At 43.5% G+C, this 26,832-nt stretch carries 21 protein-coding genes; 13 read left to right on the forward strand and 8 right to left on the reverse strand.

Annotation, left to right across the window (positions count from 1 at the left end; translation table 11 throughout):
- Positions 1-2: 2 nt before the first annotated feature.
- The 3 genes from ABFW99_RS05125 to ABFW99_RS05135 are packed head-to-tail and all read left to right on the forward strand — an operon-like array spanning position 3 to position 3,751.
- Positions 3-773, forward strand: coding sequence for a UDP-2,3-diacylglucosamine diphosphatase (locus ABFW99_RS05125; protein ID WP_349355088.1), 771 nt, complete (start codon positions 3-5; stop codon positions 771-773).
- Positions 774-778: 5 nt separating this feature from the next.
- The gene (locus tag ABFW99_RS05130) at positions 779-3,100 is read left to right on the forward strand and encodes a penicillin-binding protein 1A (protein ID WP_349355089.1); all 2,322 of its coding nucleotides are present in this window, start codon (positions 779-781) and stop codon (positions 3,098-3,100) included.
- 21 nt (positions 3,101-3,121) lie between these two features.
- A complete protein-coding gene (locus tag ABFW99_RS05135) occupies positions 3,122-3,751 on the forward strand; it encodes a class I SAM-dependent methyltransferase (protein ID WP_349355090.1) in 630 nt (209 codons plus the stop codon).
- Between the two features lie 57 nt (positions 3,752-3,808).
- On the opposite strand, the gene atpC is transcribed toward ABFW99_RS05135, so the two are convergent.
- Together atpC and atpD are read right to left on the reverse strand one after the other, a co-directional pair.
- A complete protein-coding gene (gene atpC, locus ABFW99_RS05140) occupies positions 3,809-4,066 on the reverse strand; it encodes an ATP synthase F1 subunit epsilon (RefSeq protein WP_349355091.1) in 258 nt (85 codons plus the stop codon).
- 18 nt (positions 4,067-4,084) lie between these two features.
- The gene (gene atpD / locus ABFW99_RS05145) at positions 4,085-5,584 is read right to left on the reverse strand and encodes a F0F1 ATP synthase subunit beta (RefSeq protein ID WP_349355092.1); all 1,500 of its coding nucleotides are present in this window, start codon (positions 5,582-5,584) and stop codon (positions 4,085-4,087) included.
- Positions 5,585-5,958: 374 nt separating this feature from the next.
- Here atpD and ABFW99_RS05150 point away from each other — a divergent pair, with 374 nt between their 5' ends.
- The 8 genes from ABFW99_RS05150 to ABFW99_RS05185 all read left to right on the forward strand — a co-directional run bounded on the left by ABFW99_RS05150 (position 5,959) and on the right by ABFW99_RS05185 (position 19,705).
- Positions 5,959-7,539 carry a DUF4139 domain-containing protein gene (locus ABFW99_RS05150; RefSeq protein WP_349355093.1) on the forward strand — a complete coding sequence of 527 codons (1,581 nt, stop codon included), beginning with the start codon at positions 5,959-5,961 and terminating at the stop codon, positions 7,537-7,539.
- Positions 7,540-7,716: 177 nt separating this feature from the next.
- Entirely contained in the window at positions 7,717-9,036 is a 1,320-nt protein-coding gene (gene rsmB / locus ABFW99_RS05155) for a 16S rRNA (cytosine(967)-C(5))-methyltransferase RsmB (protein WP_349355094.1), read from the forward strand.
- A gap of 75 nt (positions 9,037-9,111) precedes the next feature.
- A complete protein-coding gene (locus ABFW99_RS05160; RefSeq protein WP_440707440.1) occupies positions 9,112-9,486 on the forward strand; it encodes a GxxExxY protein in 375 nt (124 codons plus the stop codon).
- 50 nt (positions 9,487-9,536) lie between these two features.
- Entirely contained in the window at positions 9,537-12,224 is a 2,688-nt protein-coding gene (locus ABFW99_RS05165) for a valine--tRNA ligase (protein WP_349355095.1), read from the forward strand.
- An 88-nt stretch (positions 12,225-12,312) separates the two neighbouring features.
- Complete coding sequence (locus tag ABFW99_RS05170; protein ID WP_349355096.1) at positions 12,313-14,598, forward strand: ATP-dependent helicase; 2,286 nt, start codon at positions 12,313-12,315, stop codon at positions 14,596-14,598.
- 94 nt (positions 14,599-14,692) lie between these two features.
- Complete coding sequence (locus tag ABFW99_RS05175) at positions 14,693-16,150, forward strand: DUF5723 family protein (protein ID WP_349355097.1); 1,458 nt, start codon at positions 14,693-14,695, stop codon at positions 16,148-16,150.
- Between the two features lie 127 nt (positions 16,151-16,277).
- Positions 16,278-18,824 (forward strand): endopeptidase La, encoded by a 2,547-nt coding sequence (gene lon, locus ABFW99_RS05180; protein WP_349355098.1) that lies wholly within the window; start codon positions 16,278-16,280, stop codon positions 18,822-18,824.
- Positions 18,825-19,030: 206 nt separating this feature from the next.
- Entirely contained in the window at positions 19,031-19,705 is a 675-nt protein-coding gene (locus tag ABFW99_RS05185; protein ID WP_349355099.1) for a hypothetical protein, read from the forward strand.
- A gap of 9 nt (positions 19,706-19,714) precedes the next feature.
- Here ABFW99_RS05185 and ABFW99_RS05190 read toward each other — a convergent pair whose 3' ends face one another.
- A complete protein-coding gene (locus ABFW99_RS05190) occupies positions 19,715-20,059 on the reverse strand; it encodes a DUF6122 family protein (protein WP_349355100.1) in 345 nt (114 codons plus the stop codon).
- Positions 20,060-20,159: 100 nt separating this feature from the next.
- Here ABFW99_RS05190 and rsgA point away from each other — a divergent pair, with 100 nt between their 5' ends.
- The gene (rsgA, locus tag ABFW99_RS05195) at positions 20,160-21,065 is read left to right on the forward strand and encodes a ribosome small subunit-dependent GTPase A (RefSeq protein ID WP_349355101.1); all 906 of its coding nucleotides are present in this window, start codon (positions 20,160-20,162) and stop codon (positions 21,063-21,065) included.
- Between the two features lie 95 nt (positions 21,066-21,160).
- Positions 21,161-22,282: a DUF6588 family protein gene (locus ABFW99_RS05200; RefSeq protein ID WP_349355102.1), complete on the forward strand. Its 1,122-nt coding sequence runs from the start codon at positions 21,161-21,163 to the stop codon at positions 22,280-22,282.
- 75 nt (positions 22,283-22,357) lie between these two features.
- Here the strand turns inward: ABFW99_RS05200 and ABFW99_RS05205 are convergent, their stop codons facing one another.
- The 5 genes from ABFW99_RS05205 to ABFW99_RS05225 form a co-directional block, all read right to left on the reverse strand.
- On the reverse strand, positions 22,358-23,080 hold the full coding sequence (locus ABFW99_RS05205; RefSeq protein WP_349355103.1) for an ABC transporter ATP-binding protein: 723 nt from the start codon (positions 23,078-23,080) through the stop codon (positions 22,358-22,360).
- 26 nt (positions 23,081-23,106) lie between these two features.
- Positions 23,107-24,483, reverse strand: coding sequence for an efflux RND transporter periplasmic adaptor subunit (locus ABFW99_RS05210; protein WP_349355104.1), 1,377 nt, complete (start codon positions 24,481-24,483; stop codon positions 23,107-23,109).
- Positions 24,484-24,523: 40 nt separating this feature from the next.
- Positions 24,524-25,906: a TolC family protein gene (locus ABFW99_RS05215; protein WP_349355105.1), complete on the reverse strand. Its 1,383-nt coding sequence runs from the start codon at positions 25,904-25,906 to the stop codon at positions 24,524-24,526.
- 124 nt (positions 25,907-26,030) lie between these two features.
- On the reverse strand, positions 26,031-26,414 hold the full coding sequence (locus tag ABFW99_RS05220) for a hypothetical protein (protein WP_349355106.1): 384 nt from the start codon (positions 26,412-26,414) through the stop codon (positions 26,031-26,033).
- A complete protein-coding gene (locus ABFW99_RS05225; RefSeq protein ID WP_349355107.1) occupies positions 26,407-26,826 on the reverse strand; it encodes a phage holin family protein in 420 nt (139 codons plus the stop codon). Before ABFW99_RS05225 ends, ABFW99_RS05220 begins: the two co-directional genes overlap by 8 nt.
- Between the last annotated feature and the right edge of the window lie 6 nt (positions 26,827-26,832).

Consider the following 26,832-nt stretch of genomic DNA (forward strand, 5'->3'; position numbering starts at 1 on the left):
TGATGGACTTTAGCCAGCACGTTTTCATTTCTGATGTTCACCTTGGTGCTTTTTCTTCGGAAACCAATAAGCAAATTGAACAGGATTTAATTGCTCTGATTCAATTTTGTAAGCAGAAGGGAATTAAAATATACATCCTGGGTGATCTTTTTGATTACTGGATGGAATATCCCGAAAAAGGCTTTGTTCCGGAATTGGGAAAGCACGTTTTAGATACTTTTGAGGATTACAACAAATCTGTTACACCTGCCCTGTATATTACCGGTAATCATGATAACTGGACCTTCGGGCATTTTGAGGAACGGGGTTTCGAGATTGAACCTAACTTCAGACTTCTTGAACTCGAAGATAAACGGTTTCTACTGATGCACGGTGATGGAGTGGCTGCAAATAAAATTGATTTCCCCAGAGCCGCCTTTCATCGCTTGTTAAGGAATCCGGCTTTTGTGAGTACCTATCAAAAAATCCTCTCCCCGGAAACAGGACTAGCCACTATGAAAATGTTTTCCGCCATCACCAGAAGGAGAAACAATCATAATCCGGAGCCTTTGAATCGACAGGCGAAAAAAATATTCGGCCGCCATAATTTAGACTATATAATAAGCGGTCACGATCATGTACCCAGAGTGGAAACATTTTCGCGCGGAGACTATATAAATCTTGGAACATTTTTTAACCACCGGACCATGGCTTTATATAACAAAGACGGAATGCAACTCGTTAAGTGGAAGGCGGCATCGAAAAATTTTTTACCTTACGAGGGAAATAAATAAATACTATGAGCGACGACAAAAAAGAACCCATCGATCATAAGCGGTACTTCAACGATCCGGAATACCGTAAAAAGATATTGAAAGAACGGAAAGAGAAAGGAGAATCCGCTCCCGGAGGGTCTTCCCCTTCTCTGCGAAAGTTCTGGGTTTGGGCCGGAACTGTAGCCGGAGTCTTATTATTGTTTGTGGCAGGATATGTGTTCTACCTCTTCCAGGGGCTTCCTTCAGCGGATGAATTTGAAAACCCTGAAACGGCTATCGCCTCTGAGGTTAGAAGCCGGGATGGAGTAACTCTTGACAAATATTTTACTGAGAACCGAAAATGGGTCCGCTACGAAGACATCTCTCCTCACGTAATTGATGCTCTTGTAGCCACCGAAGACCACCGGTTTTACACTCATTGGGGAATTGATATGTATGCTACGCTCGCTATCCCCTGGCATCTGATAAACGGTCGCTGGCAAGGGGCTTCTACCATCAGCCAACAGCTGGCTCGTAACCTGTACAAAAAAATCGGGCAGGAATTTTCGATAGCCCGGAAGTTCCGGGAAATGATTACCGCCGCACAGCTCGAAAAGCGGTACACCAAACGTGAAATTGCAGAGATGTACCTGAATACGGTGGAGTTTCCAAACTCAACCTTCGGTATTGAAGCAGCCGCTCAAACCCATTACGGTAAACCTGCCAAAGAACTGAATATTAATGAAGCTGCGATGATGGTGGGCTCGCTACAAGCCATCTATGCCTACAACCCCAGACTCTTTCCCGAACGATCCGAACGGCGTCGGGATATTGTTCTGTCTCAAATGCATAAGCGAGATTTCTTAACCGACCAGGAATATATAACACTGACCGAGGAGCCCATTGGCCTGGATTATCATCCCCCTTTCAAAACTGGACGTCAAAGTCGCTACTTCGGTGAATATGTGCGCCAGCAGGTTCAACCCTGGCTAGAAGAAAACGGCTATGATCTATACAAGGATGGGCTGGTTATCTACACTACCATCGACTCCCGCTTGCAGCGCCACGCCGAACGCGCGGTAAAAACCAAGCTGGATTCCCTTCAGAAAATTTATGAAGCGGAATGGACTTCTCCAGGTGGTGAATACATGGATGAGTTCTGGGAAAAGAACCCATTATTCCTGCGTCAATTCTTGCGGGAAACCGATCGCTATAAAAACGGTTTTTCAAAATATGACACGAAAATAGAGAAAGTAGTTTTTGATTCCCTTTTTACAGACTCTGCTTTTGTTGACTCGGTAAAAAGAGCCCGCACGAAGCTGGAATCCGGTTTCGTAGCTATAGAACCCACTAATGGTAAGGTGTTAGCATGGGTTGGAGGAACCGACTACGGTAACGTTCAGTACGACCACGTGTATCAGTCACGCAGACAGGCCGGATCTACATTTAAACCTTTTGTTTACGCCGTAGCTATTGATAACGGGTATAAGCCGTATCACAAGTTTTCCAAGTTCCCGGTTACCTTTAGAGACCGTGCTGGTAAAATCTGGAATCCAAAGGATGAATCTGTTCATGATGGTCCCATCAATGTTTCGCTTAGAGAAGCCCTCGCCCGCAGTATGAATAATGTTACCGTTCGTTTGCTGCCTGAAATTGCAGGAGCCCCGGGAACCAATAAGTTGTGGGAATTGGATCCTGCAGCTCGAAAAATTAAAGCCATGGCCTCTAATCTCGGAATAGATATGAGCAAAACTCCGGCCTACCCTTCCATAGCCCTGGGAACGGCGGAAGTATCACTACTGGAATTAACAAGCGCCTATACTACCTTTGCCAATAAAGGTGTTCATATCGAACCTATTGCCATCACCCGAATTGAAGACCGTGAGGGAAATATTCTTAAGGAATTTCATCCCGACTACACCAAAGAAGTGATCAGCCCTGAAACGGCTTACATTATCACGGATATGCTTCGGGGTGTAATTCGTGGCGGGGAAGATTTCTACGGAACCGGTGTTCGTTTACGAAACGTATATGGAGTACGGCAGGACGTGGCCGGTAAAACCGGGACCACTCAAAACAGTGCCGATAACTGGTTTGTAGGCATGATGCCTCACATTGTAATGGGTGCCTGGGTAGGTGGAGCCGACCGCAGAATTCGCTTCCCGGAAGACACCTATATTGGCCAGGGTGCCCGTTCTGCACTCCCAATTGTGGGTACCTTTATTAATTACGCTACAGCCGATGATCAGGCGTACTGGAAGTACGATGCCTTTGATCCACCACCCGGTTTCGTAATGCCGGAAGACCCGGATAAAACCACCAACGAATTGGTGAAAGATAAAGACAAAGGAAGAATTGGTTGGTAGTTAATATTATTTACCTGATATTTGACCTTCAAAAAAATAAATAGAGATAGAATCATCCGTTTCTTAAAATTTTCAGTACATCTCTTTCAGGTTATCTACGAAAAGTTAACATCAGGAGATAAAGATTATTTTCTTCCATTCAAGTACGATCACATTCAACACTACTATGGAAAAGACTGCCTAGACATCGGTGCAGGGACGGGTAGGTTCAGTCTTTATCTTCAGGATCAAGGTCATACTATTACTCCCATTGATGTCGTAGATAAAGCCATAGAAGAAATTGACCTTGATATATTTGATGGACAGAATATTAATAAAGCAGACAAGAGTTTCTCTACATCAATTTTTATGTTCGTACTTCATCATACGGACACACAGGTTGAATTGCTTAAAGAGGCTGCAAGGGTCACCCGAGATTATATAATCGTTGCTGAGGATATAGTCGAATCGCGTTTGGACAAAATGTTTGGCAACATCCACCTTAACACGTCTCCTTGGGCAAAGGGGAATAATTCGTTCCGAAGTAAAAAGGAATGGATTGAATTATTTTCCAAACTAAACCTTGAATTGGTTGAAATAAATGACATACCTATCCACATTTATCCAATATATCCAGTAAACCGAACCATATTTGTATTAAAGCCCATTTAATAAAAAAGCCGATGTTACCACCGGCTTCTTAACACTAAATAAAAAATAGTTTCAGAATCAGGCTTCTTCTACAGATTCTGCCAATAATGTGAGTTTATTGTTGTTAACTTCAACAAACCCACCGGAGATTAAAAAGTTTGTATCTCCATCTTCTTTACGCACCAGCACGTTTCCTTTCTCCAATGTAGAAACGATGGGCGCGTGATTTGCCTTGACTTCAAAGCTACCCTGTGTTCCGGGAAGCTTCACCCCGCTTACTTCTCCTTCAAATAGAGAACCATTCGGGGTTAAAATCTGTGCGTTAAATGAACTCATGAAAATACCTGATTAGATTTAAGCAGCTTCTTGTTCTTCAGCTTCAGCGAGCAGCTTCTCACCTTTCTCAATAGCTTCATTAATATCTCCAACCATGTAGAAGGCGTTTTCAGGAAGGTGATCAAGCTCACCGTCAAGAATCATTTTGAAGCCTTTCACGGTCTCATCAACTTTCACATACACACCCGGCTGACCGGTAAACTGCTCGGCCACGTGGAAGTTTTGAGACAGGAATCGCTGAACTCGTCGAGCACGGTGTACTACCTGCTTATCTTCGTCAGAAAGCTCATCCATACCCAGAATAGCAATAATATCCTGAAGATCTTTGTAGTTCTGAAGCAATCGGGTAACACGGTTGGCTACCTCGTAATGTTCCTGTCCTACTACTTTAGGATCCAAGATCGTTGATGATGAATCCAGAGGATCTACCGCAGGATAAATACCAATCTGTGTTAATGCACGGGAAAGTACCGTTGTTGCATCAAGGTGAGTAAAGGTGGTTGCCGGAGCAGGGTCAGTCAAGTCATCGGCAGGTACATATACAGCCTGTACCGAAGTAATAGACCCGTTTTTGGTAGAAGTAATACGCTCCTGAAGATCACCCATCTCAGTAGCCAGTGTTGGCTGGTATCCTACCGCTGAAGGCATACGTCCCAGAAGTGCAGACACCTCAGAACCCGCCTGTGTAAATCGGAAAATATTGTCGATAAAGAGCAGGATATCCCGGGATACTTCATCACGGAAATACTCGGCTACGGTCAATCCGGACAAGGCCACTCGTGCACGTGCACCCGGAGGCTCATTCATCTGACCGAATACCAGGGTAGCCTGAGATTCTTTTAATTTGGTTTGATCTACTTTGGAAAGATCCCAGTCGCCTTCTTCCATAGATTCTTTGAATTCATCGCCGTAATTAATAATACCGGACTCGATAAACTCACGCAGAAGGTCATTTCCTTCACGGGTACGCTCTCCAACACCGGCAAATACGGAAAGTCCACCGTGCTGCTTCGCGATGTTGTTAATTAGCTCCTGAATCAATACGGTTTTACCTACACCGGCACCACCAAACAATCCAATTTTACCACCCTTGGCATACGGGCAAAGCAGGTCAACAACTTTGATCCCGGTTTCAAGCATCTCGGTTGAAGTAGCCAGTTCATCGAAAGCCGGAGCTTGTCTGTGAATCGGGTAAGAATTCTTTCCTTCCGGAGAATCGATTCCGTCAATGGATTCGCCCACTACATTAAAGAGTCGGCCTCGGATGTCTTCTCCAACCGGCATCGAAATAGCTTTTCCGGTGTCAACAACTTCCATACCGCGAACAAGTCCGTCGGTAGAGTCCATCGCGATGGTACGCACACGATCTTCACCAAGGTGTTGAGCTACTTCGAGAGTTAGGGTTGAGCCGTCTTCCATCTTAATCTCAAGGGCATTGAGAACAGCCGGCGTTTTACTTTCAGAGAAATCAACATCAACTACAGGTCCAATTACCTGCGCTATCGTTCCTTTATTCATGTGCTATATCGCGATTTTGTTAGTTTTGCTTTGATGAATTAGTAGCCTGAATTATGCACTACTGCAAAGGCTGGTAAAGATAGGCAGATACATAAAGAGAGGCAATCAAAATTCTTGAGATTTATTTACCCCTCTTCCTGGCGACAAACTCTAATTAGTTCTGCCGCTCTGCTACGAAAACACACTGGAAACAGAGCCTCGGCAGGTTCGTTACGGAGCAGAGCACCGTAACGAGGCTTGAGATAGCGGGAGGGCCTTGTTGATGTATAGAATTAAAGATACCAACTCAACCACATTTACTAACATCAAAATGTGGGTTAATTTCTATTATGCTATGTTGATGTTAACATATCTCCTAACCAAGAAACTGAATTATGTACACTATTCTATTAACCCTGTTTCTGTTTACCAACCCAATCGCCATTTCTGATTCCATTTCGGTTACCTCTGAGATTAAAGAAGTGACTGTTTACAGGCAACAAGCCCAAATTCATCGCCAGGTTACCGTAGGCTTAAACGCAGGAAAAAACATCATTGTCTTTGAACAGCTCTCTCCTACCCTGGATAAAAATAGTATTCAGCTCAGAGCCAATGGTAAATTCACGGTACTTTCATTGAGTCAGCATTTTAATTATTTCTCTAACCAAAAAACCAATCCTGCAATTCGTGATCTTGAAATAAAGCGCGACTCATTACAGCAGCGGATCACCCTCCTCAATTCTGACCGCAATGTTATACAACGTGAAATGAGGTTATTGGAAAGCACCACAGCTATTATCGATAATAACGGTGTAACTGCAGCTGAGCTCACTCAGTTTCTGGATCTATACCGCACACGGGCAACCAAGCTTGAGAGGGAACTGATTAAACTCAACGAGTCAATTAGTGAAAAGCAGAATGAATTAAATAAAATCAGGGCTCAAATCAGGGAATTAAGTGGCAACCAAAGAGAGCGGTTTGCAGAAGTAATCGCTGAAGTCCAATCTGAACAGACTCAAAGCTTAACTTTTACGTTAAACTATTTAGTTCGATCAGCCGGCTGGACTCCCTCCTATGATATCAGGTCTGAAGGAATTTCAGCTCCGTTAAATATTAATTACAAAGCTGATGTTTATCAAAATACGGGCGTTAACTGGGATAAAGTGAATCTGACCATCAATTCCGGAAATCCTTCAGCCAACACAACATTGCCAAACATTTCACCCACCTATGTAGATTTAATTTCATCTAACCCACAGCCTGCAAAACAGAGAACTCTGGAAGAATTGGTAGTTACAGGATATGCTGAAGCTGATGCCGTAAACCGAGCGGAGATGCCTGCCCCTCCCTCTGTACAGGAAATAGAAAACCAAACCTCATTCAGCTACAAAATTAGTGCACCTTATTCAGTCCCTTCAGATGGAAAGGCACATACCGTTGAAGTCAAAAGAGCTGAAATTGACACAGAATATTCCTATTCCACTATTCCCAAATACGCTCAACAAGCTTATCTCATAGGGAAGATGTCAGATTGGGATGATTTAAACTTAATTGCCGGAGAGGCCAACATATATTTCGAAAACAGTTTTATTGGAACTACGCGGATTAACCCAAATTCATTTGATGATACGCTCTCCGTTTCACTAGGCCGGGATGAAAGCATCGTTATTGAACGCAATAAGCTTAAAGATTTCGAAGAACGTAATTTCTTTGGCAACAAAGTGCGTGAGAAATTTGCCTGGGAAGTCAATATCAGAAACACAAAATCTGAAGCCATATCCATACAAGTTCAGGATCAGCTTCCTATCTCAAGAAATGAAGACATTCTAGTTGAGGCCAACCGTCTTTCCGGGGGAACCCTGGACAAACAAACCGGTATTATTACCTGGCAATTTACTTTAGCTCCAAACAGCTCTGAAACGATACGTTTTGACTATCAGATCGAATATCCGGCAGATCAGCAAATCAGGTACTAAAAATCTGCTAAATTGGATGCAGTTCCATTAGCAACTCCCCTGTTAAAATTTTATCTTTACAAGCTATTGAGCCACGCCTGAAATCGTGGCTCGTTTTATTGCATCATCCATGACCATAAGGTGACGAAAATCACCTTTTTTTGTAGCAGGTAACCACAATTTTAAAATTCGACTCCTTTGGAAACTGAACTATCAGAACGATCGGTAAGTGTAGACATTCTCATAAACTTCGATGAAAATCAGAGGTTGGACTACAACCTGGCTGATGAACTTGAACCCAGAGAACGGGCTCAGGTCAGAGAGTATGTGCAGAACATTCTGCGAAAGCGAAGCTATCTCGACTTTTTGATTGATGAATTCTCAAGCGTTTCCGTAGCTGAAATGAAGCCGGGGCTTAAGAATATTCTGCGACTTGCTATCTATGATATGCTGTTTATGGACAGCACCCCCGACTATGCTGCCATCAATGAATCTGTTGAAATCGCCAAGGCCAAATTAGGATCTAAGACCGGTGATCTGGTCAACGCCATCATGCGAAATCTGCAAAGAGATCGTGAAAAGCTTCCAAAGCCGGCTTTTAAAGATCGAAACAAACTGGTAGCTACTACTTTCTCTCATCCCGAGTGGATGGTGGAGCGTTGGAGAAAGCGTTTTGGAGAGCGTGAAGCCTTTCAGCTGATGCAAGCGAACAACTCCCGACCTCATTACTATGTACGGGTTAATACACTGCGCACAAAGCCTGAAAATTTTGAGCTTCGTATGGAGAAAATGGATGTGGTTGCCAAACCCAGCGACTGGCTACCCTATTATTACCAGGTGGAATCAGTACAACCTTTTATAGAAAAGGGATTATTGAGCAAGGGCATTTGCCTGGTTCAGGATATTGCGGCCGGTTTTGCCCCTACCGTTTTAGACCCACAACCGGGTGAAAAAGTGTTTGATCTTTGTGCCGCTCCGGGTACCAAATCCATTATGATGGCTGACCTGATGCAGGCCGAAGGTGAAATTCTTTCTGTGGATATTTCTTCCGATCGTTTGGAGAAACTGGCAGAAAGTGCCCTTAATTACGGAGCGGAGAATATAAAAATTCGCCGTGGTGATGTACTTGAAGTTTCCCTGGGACTGGCTGATGCCGTACTGCTGGATGCTCCCTGTACCGGAACGGGTGTATTGAGTAAGCGAGCTGATCTTCGATGGAGACGAGATGAGGAAGGTTTGAAAAACGCCGTAGAACTACAGGAGCAGCTACTTGAAGAAGCAGCCAACATGGTAAAACGTGGCGGACGTTTGGTATACAGCACCTGCTCTCTGGAGCCTGAAGAGAACATGGAACAGATTACAAAGTTCCTTGAGAAATACGACAACTTTGAACTTGAGCCTCTGGAAGATTATCTGCCGGAAGAAGTCTTAGCCGAAGAAGGAAAAGCCTACCAAACATTCCCGCATAAGCACGGATGTGATGGACACTTTGGTGTGCTCCTGAAACGAGTGAAGTAAGTAACCACAGAGATCACAAAGATACACTGAGGTTTTGTATTCTTATTAACGTCAAAGAATCACATAGATTTAACTATGTTGCTTTTGGATGAGCTTACAGAAAAAGTAATTGGAGCAGCAATTCGGGTTCACAAAGAACTTGGACCGGGATTACTGGAATCAGCATATCAAGAGTGTTTATTCTATGTGTTAAAGAAAGAAGGACTGTCGGTTGAGAAAGAAAAACCAATTCCTGTTAAATTTGAAGATGTAGAACTTGATTGTGGATATCGTATTGATCTATTGGTAGAAAATAGGCTTGTTTTAGAACTAAAAGCAGTAGAAAACTTAACGAAAGTTCATTTTGCTCAAGTACTAAGTTACTTAAAACTTGGTGACTATCGGCTTGGACTTCTGTTGAATTTTAATGTCTCATTAATGAAGAAAGGCATAAAAAGAATTATTAACTAATTAACCACTCAGCGCACCTCTGTGCTCTCAGTGGTTTAAAAATTATAGTTTTGAGTAAAGAAATTCCCGCACAATACGATGCCTCTAAAGTTGAGGATAAATGGTATGCCTACTGGATGGAAAACAACTATTTCCATTCTGAACCGGATGACCGAGAATCATTTACCGTAGTCATCCCCCCTCCCAATGTTACCGGCGTTCTCCATATGGGACACATGCTGAACAATACCATTCAGGATGTTTTGGTCCGCCGGGCACGTATGCAGGGTTATAATGCCTGCTGGGTTCCGGGAACCGATCATGCCTCCATTGCTACCGAAGCGAAAGTAGTGCGCAAGCTTCGCTCGAAAGGAATCACAAAAAAAGACCTGACCCGCGAAGAGTTTCTGGAACACGCCTGGGAATGGACGCACGAACATGGCGGCATCATCCTCGAGCAATTGAAAAAGCTGGGAGCCAGCTGTGACTGGGACCGTACGGCTTTCACTATGGATGAGGATTACTCGGAAAGTGTAATTGATGTCTTTATAGATCTCCACGAAAAAGGGAAAATCTATCGTGGTGAGCGAATGATTAACTGGGATCCGGCTGCTCAAACCACGCTAAGTGATGAAGAGGTAATCCATAAAGAAGTGGATTCCAAGCTTTACCATATTCGTTATAAAATTGTTGGCGAAGATGAATACGTAACCATCGCCACCACCCGCCCGGAAACTATTTTAGGTGATACCGCCGTGTGTGTGAACCCCGGTGATGAACGCTATACACATTTGCATGGAAAGAAGGTGATCGTGCCTTTAGTAAATCGTGAAATTCCGGTTATTCAGGATGATTATGTAGATATGGAATTCGGAACCGGTTGCCTAAAAATTACACCAGCTCATGATGTAAATGACTATGAAATTGGCCAAAAGCACAATCTTGAAACTATTGACGTACTGAATGCTGATGGCACCATGAGCGAGGCTGCTCAGTTATACATTGGCGAAGATCGATTCGACGTTCGTAAGAAAATAGCTAACGACCTTGAAGAAGTCGGCCACCTTATAGAAGTAGAAAATTACAAGAATAAGGTTGGATTCTCTGAACGCACTGACGTCCCGATCGAGCCACGTTTATCTTTGCAATGGTGGGTGGATATGGATCAGCTTAGCAAGCCTGCTCTGGATAACGTGATGGACGATACGGTTGAATTTCACCCGGCTAAATTCAAGAATTCCTACCGCCACTGGATGGAGAATATCCGGGACTGGAATATTAGTCGTCAGCTGTGGTGGGGACACCGAATCCCGGTTTACTATTATGGTGAAGGTCACGATGATTATGTGGTGGCTAAATCACTGGAAGAAGCCCTTCCGAAAGCACAGGATAAATCGGGTAACCAAGACCTGAAGGCTTCAGACCTGAGACAAGATGAAGATGTGCTGGATACCTGGTTCTCCTCCTGGTTATGGCCGATTTCTGTGTTTGATCCGGATTACATCCGAACCGGCAAAGCCAATCAGGAATTACAGTATTACTACCCTACCAAAGATTTGGTGACGGCCCCTGAGATTATGTTTCTCTGGGTGGCCCGTATGATTGTTTCCGGCTACGAATACATGGACGACAAGCCCTTCGATAATGTGTACTACACCGGTATCGTAAGGGATAAGAAAGGCCGTAAGATGAGCAAGAGTTTAGGGAACTCACCGGATCCACTGGAGCTTATTAAGAAGTATGGGGCTGATGGCATTCGTATGGGGATGCTCTTTGCCACCCCTGCCGGTAATGACCTCCCCTTTGATGAAAAACTGTGTGAGCAAGGCCGGAATTTCTGTAATAAAATTTGGAATGCCTTCCGCTTCCTAACCATGAATATGGAAGATGGCGAGAAGTATGACCCAACGCTGGAAATCAACAATGAAGATATTTCGGACCGGTGGATGGCTGCACGTATTCAGCAGACGATTCAGGAAGTCAATAAAGACTTTGACAACTACAAGCTGAATGATGCCCTCAAAAAGGTTTATTCCCTGATCTGGGATGATTTCTGCGACTGGTACATCGAATTAGCCAAGCCGGAAGTATATGGAGAGAAAATCCCGGTAGATAAACTTAATACGGCACTTGGTTTCTTCGAGCAGCTGATGAAGCTCCTCCATCCTTTCATGCCGTTTATCAGCGAAGAGATCTATCAGCATATTCAGGATAGAAGCACGAATGAAGCGCTGCTTATTTCCGAATGGCCTAAAGCAGATGAATCAAAGTTAAACGAGGACGATCTCAAACTTTTTGGCACCCTGCAGCAAATGGTTTCCTCGCTTAGAAACATCCGATCTGAAGTGAATGTATCTCCTAAGGAAGAGTTGGATGTTCTGATCAGCACCAAAGAGCAATCTACAGCAGATGCTTTACTTGAGAATCAGCTGGTTTTGAAGAAGCTGGAAAGCATTCAATCGCTTTCCATTGCTACAGAGATTGACAAACCCAAAGTGTACTCCTCCTCCATTGTGGATGGAAACGAGCTTTTTGTACCGTTGGATGGCCTGGTAGATTTTGAGAAAGAACGAGAGCGAATCCAAAAAGAAATTGATCGTTTGGAAGGGTTTCTTACGGGTATTGAAAAGAAGCTGGCCAACAAAGGTTTCATCAATAATGCACCTGAAAACGTCGTTGAGCTGGAGAAAAAGAAGAAAGCCGATACGGAAGACAGCCTTGCCAAACTGCGGGAACAACTCAAAGATTTTGAAAAATAACCACATTATTGGCTGAGACTTACAACGTCTAATTTCAGCAGATAAAATTGCTGATTCATCTCTCTGATATCGTGGTTTAAAAAAGACTATGAAAACATTTTCACTTCCTTCTGAAGAACCAAAAGGCCGGCCGGACTTTCTATCCGGACTCAATAAGCAGCAGAAACAGGCTGTAACTCATACCGACGGTCCGCTGCTGATCGTAGCCGGTGCAGGTTCTGGTAAAACCCGAGTACTTACTTACCGAATCGCTTACCTGCTGCAGCAGTATAAAGCAGCACCCGAACAGATTCTTGCTTTAACCTTTACCAATAAGGCAGCCCGTGAGATGAAGGAGCGGATTCAGAACCTGATTGGCGACAAAGCCAAGAAACTCTGGATGGGAACTTTTCACTCTATTTTCTCAAAGATTCTGCGCTTTGAGGCCGACAAAATAGGATACGGATCTGACTTCACCATTTATGATACCAGTGATTCCCAGACGGTCATCAAACAAATTCTTCAGGAACTGAATTTTGATCCCAAAGAGATCAAACCCAAAACCATTCACAACAAAATCAGTGACTCCAAGAATCAGCTGATTGAAGCGGATACTTACCAGGATCGTTTTGTAAGCAGTACGCTGGATGATATCACCGCCCGGGTGTATAAAATCTACAACAAGCGGTTGAAGCAGAGTAACGCCATGGATTTTGACGACCTGCTGGTAAAACCCATTCAGCTGTTTCAGGATCACCCGGATATTCTGGAAAAGTATCAGGATCGTTTTAAATATATACTTATTGATGAGTACCAGGATACCAATCATGCGCAGTATACCGTCACCAAATTATTAGCCGCCAAGTACGAAAATATTTGTGTGGTTGGTGATGATGCCCAAAGTATTTATTCTTTTCGGGGAGCTGATATTTCCAACATCCTCAATTTCAAGGAAGATTATGAAAACGCCACTCAGGTTCCTTTAGAGCAAAACTACCGTTCCACCAAGGCCATTTTGCAGTGTGCCGATTCCATCATTAAGCAGAACACCAAACAGCTTGATAAAACACTGTGGACCGAGCAGGATTATGGGGAGCGCATCACGGTATTGGAGAATTTTGACGAGCGAGATGAAGCCAATCGCGTAGCCAGTCACATTCAAAACCTGAAAATAAAGCATGGCTACAAAAACAACGACTTTGCTATCCTCTACCGTACTAATTATCAGTCGCGGGTATTTGAGGAAGCCTTGCGGCGCAAAGACCTGGCCTATCAGTTGGTTGGCGGGCTTTCTTTCTATCAAAGAAAAGAAATCAAAGACGTTCTGGCTTACCTCACACTACTGGTTAATCCCCACGATGAAACCAATTTGCTTCGGATTATCAATGAACCGTCTCGGGGAATTGGAAATAAATCTATTCAGGATCTGATCAAGCAGGCCCGTGACGAAAGCAGTTCCATCTGGAACATCATTCAGGATATAGAAGAGCTGGACGTATATAAACCGGCCAAAGCGCGTGTTCGCGAGTTTGTGGACATGATCAACCGGCTGAGAAGTAACCTGGAAGGTGGAGAAAGCATTTCGGCCACAGTGAAGGCCATGCTGGAGCAATCGGGTTATATGCGGGCACTGATAGAGGAAAATTCACATGAGTCTATGATGCGCAGAGATAACATCATAGAACTTCAAAATGCAATCTCTTATTACGAGAAAGGAAAAGAGAAACCTTCCTTAAGTGCTTTTTTGCAGGAAATTAGTCTCATAACCGATTCCGATAAATTTGATGAGGACAAACCGGCCATCACTCTGATGACGGTTCATGCCTCTAAAGGACTGGAATTCCCTGGAGTGTTTATCGTTGGCCTGGAAGAAAACCTCTTCCCTATGGGTGCCCGGGATAACTTTGATGTAGACATTGAAGAAGAACGCCGATTGTTCTATGTAGCAATTACCCGGGCTGAGGAGCGCCTGTTTTTCAGCCACTGTCGTAGCCGGTTCAAGTTTGGGGAAGAAATGCGCCAGTCACGCTCCCGGTTCCTTGATGAAGTGGATGCCGGCGTGGTGCAAACCGAAACAGGTGCAACCATTTCACAAAAGAAAGACCGGTTTGAGAATAAATCCTCCGGTGGTTCCGGCGTCGAAATAGATCATGATTGGAAACAATCTCACACTAAAAAAACCTATAAATCTCCCTCCGCTACCATCCACTATGACTATGAGGACGGTGAAGATCCATTTCAGGTTGGCACTAAAGTAATGCACTCGAAATTTGGCCCCGGTAAAATCATTTCCCGATCGGGATTAGGAACAGATGCCAAAGTTGTTGTATTTTTCAAGAACAGAGGACAAAAAAAGTTAATGTTGAGGGCAGCACCTTTACAGGTAATTGATTAGTAAATAACAGATTACCCCTCTTTATCGTTTGAATATCATGTATAGTCGGCAGGCAATATTTTTACTACTGTTCCTGTGTTTAAGCAGCTTTTCGGTGCTTGCACAGCCTGTTATCACTCCACGAAACATGGCTCTTGGGGGTGGAGGAAGTACCTACATCACCGACTATAATGCCAACTTCTACAACCCGGCAAACCTCATGATTCGTGACCGCGAGGGTGATTTTTCAATCGGAGTTGGAACCGGCGGTTTTTTCTTCAACCCCTTCGAAAATTTCGACGATCCGGGTTTACAGTACGAAAACGCCCGTGATTATTTAACAGCCTATGAATCAGGAGACAGAGCTTCTTTCAGTTCAAACCGCGATGAAATTCTGGACAAGAATTATCCCCGCAATGCCACCCTTTCTGACAATACCACCCGGTACGATGCAACCGTTTTGGGCATGAAATGGAAACGTGAAAATCGCTCCTTTTCTGTTGCCCTCAGAACACGAACTTCTTCCAATTTCAGAGCAGGAAAGGGATGGTATGTAAATGAATTTCAGGAAGACCGGGATGGAAATGATGTACTCGATCGTACTTTAATTCATCGATATCAAACACTTCATGAACTGTCGTTCGGGTATGCCGAATCCTTTCCTTTTTTAACCGGCTTAACGCCCAGACTGGATAATTTTATTATCGGAATAGCACCTAAAATCGTGGTTGGTGGAAACTACCAAAATGCTGCGTGGGGAAATGTTTACCAACAACAGGGTAATTCCGTTCAAAGAATTGAATCTTTTTCCTATGATGCCACCGGAGAATTTTCGGCTTCTACCCTAGCTTATTTAAACAGCAACAATATTCAAACTGCCAATGCACAGTCATTCAGTAATAACTATTTCACTTTTGATGGCCTCGGGGCCGGACTGGATATCGGCGTTACCTATCTACTCACCCTGGGTAGTGACCTCTCTGCCATCCGTCCAAATCAGCAACCCACCCGGAAATCATTAAGGTTGTCGTTTTCTATGACTGATATTGGGTTCGTATCCTATAACAACAACGAGCTTAGCATTTCCATGGATATGGACACTACGATGAATGCATCGGCTCCTTCCTCGGTGAGTAATGAAATGTTTACCGGCACCCGGGGACAATACATTTCGTTTATAGAACAATATGGAGAAGACAACCCTTTTACAGGAACCAACCGAAGCAGAGCCTCTTTTTCCACTTTGTTACCTATGGCTGTTCATGGCGGAGCTTTGCTCGAAATCAACCGCCTGAAACTAATGGGTGATATCAGTATCGGGCTAACAAATAATGCTTTTAATTCAACCAAAGTAATTTCTTCCCTCGGGGTTGAACTACGTCCGTTAAAGTTTTTACCACTACGTGGCGGCATTCAGTTTAAAGCAGAGCGGCCTGATTTCTTAAGCCTTGGAACCGCCATTGAAACAAAGAAATGGGACTTTTCGGTTGCTGCTCTGTTCACTCCCAATTCACTCACCAATCAACCCACAATAACCGGGGTTTCGGTAGCTACCCTTCAGTTCCACTTTTAAAGCCTGCCACTTTGCCCTACATTACTGACAGGCAGCGGGTGTTTCTGACGCTTTGTTTTGTGTGAATGATATGGCTTCGTATTTGCACCTTAATATTCAAACGAAAAAACTGCAGATATTTTTATTTATGAAACAGCGCTTTGATTTATTTGAAAAATTCGATCAGTCTGATGACAACTTCGACGATTTTGAGCAGGCTATACCTCTCATGTCCGAAGAAGAAGAAAAAGAACTGACTGAAGCTGAAATTCCCGATTCCCTTCCCATTCTACCCTTAAAAAACACTGTATTATTTCCGGGAGTTGTAGTTCCCATTACTGTTGGGCGGGATCGTTCGTTAGCACTCGTTAAAGAAGCTTATGACGGTGACAAAACCATTGGAGTAGTAACCCAAAAGAACGAGGATATTGAAGAACCGGAGTATAAGGATCTTCATAAAATCGGGACCGTTGCCCAGATCCTGAAGCTTATCAAAATGCCGGATGGCAGCAAGAGTATTGTTATACAGGGTAAGTCTAATTTCAAAGTTAAAAAATTTACCCAAAGTACCCCTTACTTTAAGGCCGATGTGGAGCCTTATAATAAAGAAATGGATATTGAAGGCTTAGAACTGGACGCTTCGGTTCGGAATATCAAAGAGACGGCTACTAAGATCATCAACATGTCTCCCAATATTCCTTCGGAGGCATCCATTGCGGTCAACAATATTAACAGCCCTACTTTTCTGCTGAACTTCATTTCCTCCAATTTGAATGTTTCTGTTTCCGATAAACAGACCCTTCTGGAAATAAGAAAGTTTTCCGATAACCTCGAAAAGGTTATGGAGTTCCTTGAGAAGGAAGTTCAGGTGCTGGATATGAGTGAGAAAATCCGGACAAAAGTGAAATCGGATATTGATGATCAGCAGCGGGAGTTTTACCTGCGTCAGCAAATGAAGGCCATTCAGGAAGAGCTTGGTGAAGACGCCGAACAACAGGATATTGAAAAACTACGTGAACGTCTCAAAAGCAAAAAGCTTCCTGATAGCGCACGCGAAACCGCTGAAAAAGAACTACAGCGACTGGAAATGACTCCCAATGCCTCTCCGAATTATGGGATCATCTACAGTTACGTGGAATGGATTCTGGATCTTCCATGGGAAGAGTTTTCAGAAGACAAACTGGATCTGGAATATGCACGAAAAGTATTGGATGAAGATCACTACGGACTGGAGAAGGTTAAAAAACGAATTGTTGAATACCTGGCCGTATTGAAACTCAAACAGGACATGAAAGCTCCTATACTGTGTTTCTACGGGCCTCCGGGCGTTGGAAAGACTAGTTTAGGAAAATCGATTGCAAGAGCTTTAAATCGTGAATTTGAACGCTTCAGCCTTGGTGGAATCCGAGATGAAGCCGAAGTTCGAGGACACCGTCGAACCTATATTGGTGCTTTACCGGGTCGTATCATTCGATCTATGAAGAAAGCCGGAAAAGGCAACCCGGTTATCATGCTGGATGAAATTGATAAAGTAGGTGCCGACTACAGAGGCGACCCCACTTCTGCCCTGCTCGAGGTTCTTGACCCCGAACAAAACGATACGTTCACCGATAATTACCTTGAGCTCGAGTATGACTTGTCGAAAGTGATGTTCATCGCTACGGCAAACTCTTTGGATACCATTCCTGCTCCGCTGAAAGACCGTATGGAGATCATCAACATAAGTGGTTATACGCTGGAAGAGAAAACTCAAATTGCCAAGAAGTATCTGATACCCAAGCAGATTGAGGAAAATGGACTAAAAGAAGAGCAGATCTCTTTCACCGATGATTCCATTGAACGGCTTATTGATCAATACACCCGGGAATCAGGTGTGCGTAACCTTGAACGACAAATAGCCGGATGCTGCCGTGGGGTAGCCGCTAAGATTGCCTCAGGTGAAATCGACGAGTTTGACGTGAAAGCTGATGACGTAGAAGAATTTCTCGGTAAGCGTAAGTTCTTCAGCGATGCAGCCGAGCGGACCACCGTTCCCGGCGTAGCTACAGGAATGGCGTGGACGCCTTACGGTGGCGACATTCTCTTCATTGAGGCCAGCGTGAGTAAAGGCTCCGGTAAACTGAATATTACCGGTCAGCTTGGAGATGTGATGAAGGAATCGGCTATGCTTGCTGTTTCTTATCTGAAAGCACACTCTGACAAGTTTGGCATCCCTGAGGAAGCTTTCAAATACTGGGATTTGCATGTACACGTCCCCGCTGGAGCAGTTCCTAAAGACGGACCTTCGGCCGGTGTTTCCCTGATGTCGGCCATTGCCTCCATCTTCACACAACGTAAAGTAAAAGGCACCATCGCCCTTACCGGTGAGATTACGCTTCGGGGACTTGTGCTGCCTGTAGGTGGAATCAAAGAGAAAGTATTGGCGGCTAAGCGGGCCGGAATCAAAAAAGTACTGCTTCCAAAGAAGAACGAAAAAGATGTAGCTGAGATTGAAGAAGACGTACTTGGCAATCTGGAAGTAGAATACCTTGAACGTATGGATCCTCTGCTTGATATCATCCTTGAAGATGAACCGGTGCAAGACGCTTCCGATTTCTTTAAAGTAAGTGAAGCTCACAAAGCTTCTGTTTCCGGTAAAAATGGAAAAATGCCACAAAAAGATGTGGAAGTGGTAAGTCGCGATGATGAAGACTAATCATTTTTGACATCATCCATGTATTTAAAAGAGCGGGTTTTGCCCGCTCTTTTTTTATTTGCTTAGATTTATAACCTTTAAGATAAATCAAGTAGAATGTAGTGATTCATTTATGGAGAGTTTGCCTGCTTTTTTTAGTCTCCTTGCTTTCGATTCAATGTTCAATGGCTTGTAGCTGTCTTTCTTCCGGAGTAACCGACCGGTATATGACCGAAGACTTTATTGGAGTAGTAGAAATAACTTCGATTGAAGAAACAGAAAAATTCAAAAATCAAAGGCTATACAAAGCTCATCTAAGTTCAATCGAAACATATAAAGGTGTATTCCCTGATTCGATATTAGTTTCGGGGACACCCGAAGTAAGCTTTGATGGTCAATGTGAAGTTGCAGTGAGGCTAGGTCAAAAGTGGTTGTTATATCTTCAGAAGGGAGAAAACGGAAATTACATACTCAGTTGGTGTGCCAATCCCATTCCTATCTCCTTGACAAACGGCAAAAAAGCTCCGCGGGCAGATGTTGCCCAAAATCAGATAGAAAAACTGATTTACTTAAAAGAAAATTTTCCAAATCTTCACAGTGAGTTTAGAATCTATTATGACATGGAGATTTATACTGAATTCTTCGTGAATTACAATAACCTGAATTTAGATACTGAATCTGCTTTCTATATGCTCACCTTCAATAAGAAAGTGGAAGTTGAATCTGTTGATATAGTTAAGGGATTTGGAAATAAAGTCGATCGGCAGATCATTCAATTTTTTAAAACAGATAGCTTGTGGCATGGAGGGAGTTTTTATAACCCGGAATACTCCATCCCTCATAAAACCAAATACCTTGTTAACATGAATTATAATAAAGAGTTGAATAGAGTAGGCTTCTAAACTATTGTTCTACATTATACAATCAACCCCATCCAGGGCCATGTGAATAAGCAGCCCTAAGCCGGCAATTTGAATTCTGCGATTCCACTTCTCTCCTTTTTCCGTAAGATTTCCGGGCTTTAAATAAAAAGGGATCGTAAACATCAAAATATACACAGCTATCGCCCAAGTGGCGTGCAGGGGATGAAAACCGATCGAGCACCGATTCGGATCATACACAGGTTCAGCTAACAGGTGATCCATATCTACAACCATCGTCGCTATCAGAATAATGAAAGTCGATTTCCAGTCTTTGCGGTAGAATACCCTCGCAATAATAAGCGGCACAATGAAATGAAGAAGTATGTGTAACATCTGTAGTTAAGTCTATACTGAAAAGATAGCGAAGATAATGGATCTTCGTCTTTCAATAATTCCATATTGTTAATCCCCTTTCCTTCCTTATTTTTGTCGCATGCAAAAAGGACGAGTCATACAATCTACAGGCAGCTGGTATCATGTGGATACCGGAGATGAAATCATAGAATCACGCCTCCCCGGCCGCTTTCGGCTGAGTGAGAAAGAAGTTACCAACCCTATTGCTGTTGGCGACTGGGTGGAGTTTGAACTCAATGATGACGGATCCGGAAATATTGAAAAGATTCATGAACGGGATAATTACATCACCCGTCAGGCTACGCATGGCAAAAAAGGGGAACAGATCCTGGTAGCCAATCTGGATCAGGCCTGTGTGGTTCAATCCATAAAAAAACCTAAGGTGAAGGAAGGATTTATCGATCGGTTTTTAGTTACCTGTGAGGCGTATGAGGTAAAGCCTGTTATCATTCTGAATAAAATTGACCTGGCCAGAAGCGGCGGGCTGGAATTTGCTGAAGAACTCTCAGAATTATACACCGGGCTGGGTTATACTTTTTTAATCACAAGCACAGAAGACCCCGATTCCCTGCAAAAGCTGAAAGAACTTCTGAAAGACAAAACCTCGGCTTTCATCGGCCCCTCAGGAGTAGGAAAAACAAGTCTGGTGAATGCCATTGATCCCTCTTATGACCTGAAGGTGAAAGAAGTATCCGACTTTTCAAACAAAGGGAAACACACCACAACCTATGCTCAGCTGATCCCCCTCAGTTTTGGCGGATACCTGGCAGATACACCCGGAATACGTGAATTCGGGCTTGTCAATATTGAACCATGGGAATTATCTCTTTTTTTTCCTGAAATGCTGGAACCAAGGCAGGAATGTCAGTTTAGTAATTGCACGCACGCTCATGAACCGAAATGTGGTATAGCCCGGGCATTTGAGAATGGTGAAATAGCTGCCAGCCGGTACAATTCGTACCTGAACATGCTTGATTCCCTGTAAAAAGTATATTTTCCGAAGCCAAAATACAGGTATTCCCTCTCTGCAAAATTATATAGATATTAGGACATAACACTCAACAAATATCAGGAGTACGAATGTTTAACAAATTTAAAAAAATAACAAAAGGCTTATGCGCCTTATCCGTCATAAGCCTCGCTACAGTCGGGACTGTACAAGCACAACTCGGGGATGCAGGAGCTATTCTAAGAGCAGGTGCTGACGATGCAAACACCTTAATGGAAAGCTATCTGGCACCTTACACCAAAGGGTTTGGAGCCGGATTGAATACCGGGTGGTTTAATACCGCAAAAGCTCACCCAACCCTTGGCTTTGACATAAGCCTGAATGTATCGGCTGCCGTTATCCCGGGTTCTGATCAGATTTTTGATGTCAGCCAGCTTGCCCTTCAACAGCTGGAAGTAGTTTCTGGTGGTTCTGAGACACCTACCGTAGCGGGCGATAAAAGCACCAATACTGAGGTTGGAATTTTTGCCACGAATCCACAAAATGGAAACAGAGAAGAAGTTGCACGCTTTGGGCTTCCGGGCGGTTCCGGTTTCCCATATGCACCAGCTCCAATGATTCAGGCAAGCCTTGGTATTGTTAAAGACACCGACATAACGCTTCGATATATACCTGAATTCACTGCACCCGTGGTTGATGCTGGTGTTGGGTTATTCGGAGTTGGAGTAAAGCATGGTATTAATCAGTGGTTGCCCGGCGGGAAATTATTACCGGTCGACCTGTCTGTTCAGATCGGGTACAACAAGTTTAATGCGAATGCCAACTTCAATGTAAACCCGGAAGAAGGATCTGACATTTACAACCCGTACAACGCATCTCAGTGGGATGGTCAGGGAATTGACTTAGAGACAACTGCCACCACGTATAATGCTATTGTAGGTAAAACTGTGCCATTTATTTCAGTGTATGGAGGAATCGGTTTCGAAACTTCGAAAACTTCTCTACAAACCCCGGGAGCCTACCCTGTTACCTCTTTCAACCCGAACTACGATCCTAACTCAAACGATCCGGAAACACGGGAAAAAAGAATTGAATCGGTGGAAAGTCCTATTGACCTTGAGATAAAAGACAACAACTCTATGAGAGCTTTTGCCGGTTTGAGATTCAGCCTCGCTGTGTTCAGGATTTCTGCCAGCTACACTATTTCAAACTACTCTACCTTTAATGTGGGAGTTGGATTTGGTTTGAGATAAGCTTGAATCAGTATTTCTTATTAAACAAAAAAGGCGCTCATCTGAGCGCCTTTTTTTTAACTAATTTGTCTAAGATCAGGCAAGCTGATGATCGGCAAGCAACGGATTCTCTACCTTTTCATCCAACTCAATGAGACCATCTCTGAGACGCACAATACGACGGGCATGATCAGCTATCTCTTGTTCGTGGGTTACCACAATAATGGTATTTCCCTGGCGGTACAGCTCTTCAAAGAGCAACATAATCTCTTCCCCTGTTTTCGTGTCCAGGTTACCCGTAGGCTCATCGGCCAGTAAAATAGATGGACGGTTAACCAATGCACGGGCGATTGCCACACGCTGTCTTTGTCCACCGGAGAGCTCGTTTGGCTTATGATCAATACGGTCACCAAGCCCGACTTTAGTCAATACTTCAGTAGCACGTTCTTTACGGTCTGCAGACTTCATACCTGCATAAATCAATGGAAGCTCGGCATTTGCCAGACAAGAAGTACGTGGCAGCAAGTTGAAGGTTTGAAATACGAACCCTATTTCGCGGTTGCGCACTTCCGCCAGTTCAGCATCATCCATATTTGATACATTACTACCATTGAGAATATAATCTCCGGTAGTTGGAGTATCCAAACAACCGATCATATTCATCAGGGTCGATTTACCTGAACCGGAAGGTCCCATAATGGCTATGTACTCATTTTCCTCTACATCAAAAGTTACACCGGCCAGGGCGTGAACTTCTGTGTTCCCCATCTGATACACTTTGGTTAAATCGGTAATTTCAATAACTGCTTTTTTCGACATATTGCTTATCCGTGCTAATTATTTAATTAATTGAATGTAGCTGCCTTGTTATTAACGATTACATTATCGCCATCCTTAAGCAGATTCGAAAGCGTTCGATAGCTCCCAATCACAATTTCTTCACCTGCTTCCAATCCTGAAAGAACCTGAATATGTGTATTATCACTGATACCGGTCTCCACTTCTTTCCTGACGGCTTTACCGTCTACTATAACAAATACAACTTTTCGAATGTCTTCTTCCTTAATAACCAGATCATCTTCATCCTGAGAACTTGCCAGCATTATTTCAGCTGAATCGGCCTCTGTTTTTTTAGCTTTTTCATCCTTTGCAAAATCACGAACGGTAACTGACTGAATAGGCACTGATACTACATTCGTAGCCGTTTGAGTTTCAATATCTACCGTGGCCGACATACCCGGTCGGAATTTTGGCACAAACATCTCTTCCGGGTCTTCTGAAGCTTCGTTACGAACCAGTTTCTCGGGGCTGCTATCCAAATTATGCGGAGTAACGATTCGCACCTTCACCTGATAATTGGTCACCTGCTCGTTGGTTCCGCTTCCTGTAATCTGTGCAGAATTTGCGATCTCAGTCACCACACCATTAAACTGTCGTTCAGGATATGCATCCACTTCAATTCGGGTGGTATCGGCAAAATCTACATTAACAATATCGTTTTCATTTACTTCAACGAGAACTTCCATACGGTCGAGCAGGGAAACACGCATCATCTCGGTTCCGGCCATTTGAGCATTACCCAATACACGTTCGCCTTCTTCCACCGCTAATCCGGTTACGGTACCATCCTGGGGTGCCCGAATTACGGTCTGCTCCAGTTCTTCATTAGCCTGTCTTAACTGGGCTTCAGCACTCTGAATTTGATATTCTGCTGCTTTCAGACTAGCCTTTTGAGATTCCCACTCCGATTTGGACTGAATGTAATCCATCTCAGAAATAAGATCTTTCTCGTATAATTTCTGGTCTCTTTGATAAGCGGCTTCTGCCCTGATCAAGGATGCTTTTGTTTGCTCTAAGCGAGCTTTTTGAGTAAGTAACGCCGCATTCAAATTATCGATCTGAGCTTGATAAATATCCGGTTTAATGCGTACCAGTAAATCACCTTCACGTACAAAATCTCCTTCTTTCACGGCCAGCTCGATAATCTCTCCCGACACATCCGGGCGAATAATTACCTCGATTTCCGGCTGCACTTTACCTGAAGCGGAAACCAACTGTGTGATGGTTTTCAGCTTGGCTGTTGCTGTTTCTACTTCTTTTCCGGTTTCTGAATTACCTATAACTCCGGTGAACCGCAGCGTTAATCCCAGAGCAATTATTACCCCGAGAACTCCACCGATCCACATCAATAATTTTGATGTTGAAGATTTTTTCTTAGCCATTTTCCCTATCCTATCCCTTACTTATTAAATCTGTTTATTTTTAAAATTCTACGTTGTCGCCACTCAGCTTACCGAGGTAATAGTCCAGTAACTTCTCCTGGAAAATCAAATTATACATTGCCTGAGTGTAATTCGACTGCGCTTCCACATAACTGGCCTGAGCCTGACTCAACTCGATGAGCGTACTTGAGCCTACATTGTACCGCTCTTGCTGGGTTTCAAATGCTCTCTCACTGGCTCGTCTGGATTTTTCAGAAGCTTCCAGCTGCTTAACGTACGAGGTGTAGTCGTTATACGCCTGCGTTACTTCCTGAATTACCTGAAGCTTTGAATTATCGAACGAAAGCTCCGCATTCTTCAGCTGTACTTTTGAAGCTTGAATGTTGTACATGCGGTTCCAATTCTGGAAAATCGGAATATTAACCGATAAACCTAACGAACGGTTAATCTGTTGATCAAAAAACTGGTCACTAAAGCTCACACTACCCTGTCCCGGTAAAGAATACTGGTCACTATAACGGGAAGACATCGATGCACTTGCTGATACAGATGGATATAAACTACCCTGAGCCATTTGTAGCTGATATTCAAGAGTTTTAATATCAGCAATTTCACTTTTTAAATCTGACCGGTTCAGGATTGCCTGATCAATCAGCTCACTAAGACTGAACTCTTGCCCTATACTTTGCTGGGCTTCCATTTCTGTCTCAGGCACAACAAAATCGTAGTTACCAAGCGGGTCAATCTGAAGCTGACGAACCAAAACAAGTTTACTGAACTTCAGGCTGTTTTCCTGCTGGGTCACAGCTAATTCATCACTGGCTACCTGCGCTTCCTGATTATATAAATCGACGGTGGGACGAGATCCAACTTCCACTTGCGCCCTAACCTGTTCCAGCTGTTGCATAGAGTTTTCAAGATTCTCCTGGGCGATTTCCAGAAGCTGAAGATCCAGTAAAACCTGAAGATATCTCGAAGCCGTATTAAAAATCACTTGTTCCTTAGCCCTCTGCAGACTTTCTTCCGAAGAAATCTTTGACTGCTGGCTTGCTCGAAGTGAAAGTATATTATTGAACCCATCAAAAATCGTGACATCAGCTCCAATTCGCCCGCTAATTGATTGAGAGGTAACATCAACAAATGGATTTAAGCCGGGTTCACTTAAGCGATCGGCAATAAACTGTTGACCGGTCGACCTGCCCCCGCTAAGGCTTGAATTAACAGACGGCGCAAAGTCAGCATATTCACTTCTTATGCTTTCATTGGCCAGATCAAGATTATTCTCAGCCTGCTTTAATTGGTAATTATTATCCAGGGCAATTTGAATCGCTTCCTGAAGTGAGATGGTGCGTGCTTCCTGTGCTAAAATTGGTGCTGTAAAAAAAAGAAGGGCAAGTAGCGTAGATGAAAGAAATCGTTTCATGATTATTATTTCGTTTTTTGTATTACGGGTTCGTACACGAGATTGGACGAAAATAGTTACAGTATAGTTGCCCTATTTTCGAATTTTATATCCTTTTACAGAGAAGAGCTAAATAGTTGTAAAATCAATCCTCAGCTTCGCTCCCTTTTTCCTTGAGGGCAGCAACTTTATTGTCAATATAATCGAGTACCAGGCTGAGACCTTTTTTAGCAAGCATTCGCTTTATCTCTTTTGAAATAGCGGAATCAGATTGACTCCGGCTTCCATACGTTTTAGATGACGACGAGGAAGAATTCTTTCGGTTTGAACCGAGTAAAAATCCAACCACAACCGAAGCTCCTACAATAGGAAGCGGGTACTTTTTAATCAGGTTTCTGGGTGCTATACTGGTGGATACTCCCTCTTTAACCTCATCTATAGATTTATCCAGCCCATTTTGGATATTGGCTAATTCTTGCTCAAGCTCTTTTTTCTTCTTCTCAAGGTCTGATAACTTTTCTTTAGCCATTTTTCTCAGTTTTATTTATTTCGTTTTCTTTGAGTGCAAGCTGTTTTTGGTCTTGCTGCTGTTGAGGTAGCGTATCCAGGAACTCAGCAAGTATCTGTTGCTGGATTTTACGGGCTATAGACTTGGGTTTTGCCACCACAAAAATTAACCCGATCAAAATGAATGGAGAAGCAACAATGGCATAGCCGGCCCATTCTTTTTCAAGAAGATCACCTAAATAAATAGCAAGGGCCGTTAACCCGAACACCAATCCCAGGCCTAATACAGCATAGCCGAATAACTGTTGAATAGACTGCCCGATCAGGTAACTTACTTTATCGCCAACATTCAACACACTCAGCTCAATGCGAGTCTCTACATAATGTTTGAGCTCGCGGGTAATCTGCTTTATTCTGCTTCCTACATCTTCCATGAGAAT

The organism is Gracilimonas sp. BCB1 (genome assembly GCF_040117685.2).
Taxonomy (GTDB): domain Bacteria; phylum Bacteroidota; class Rhodothermia; order Balneolales; family Balneolaceae; genus Gracilimonas.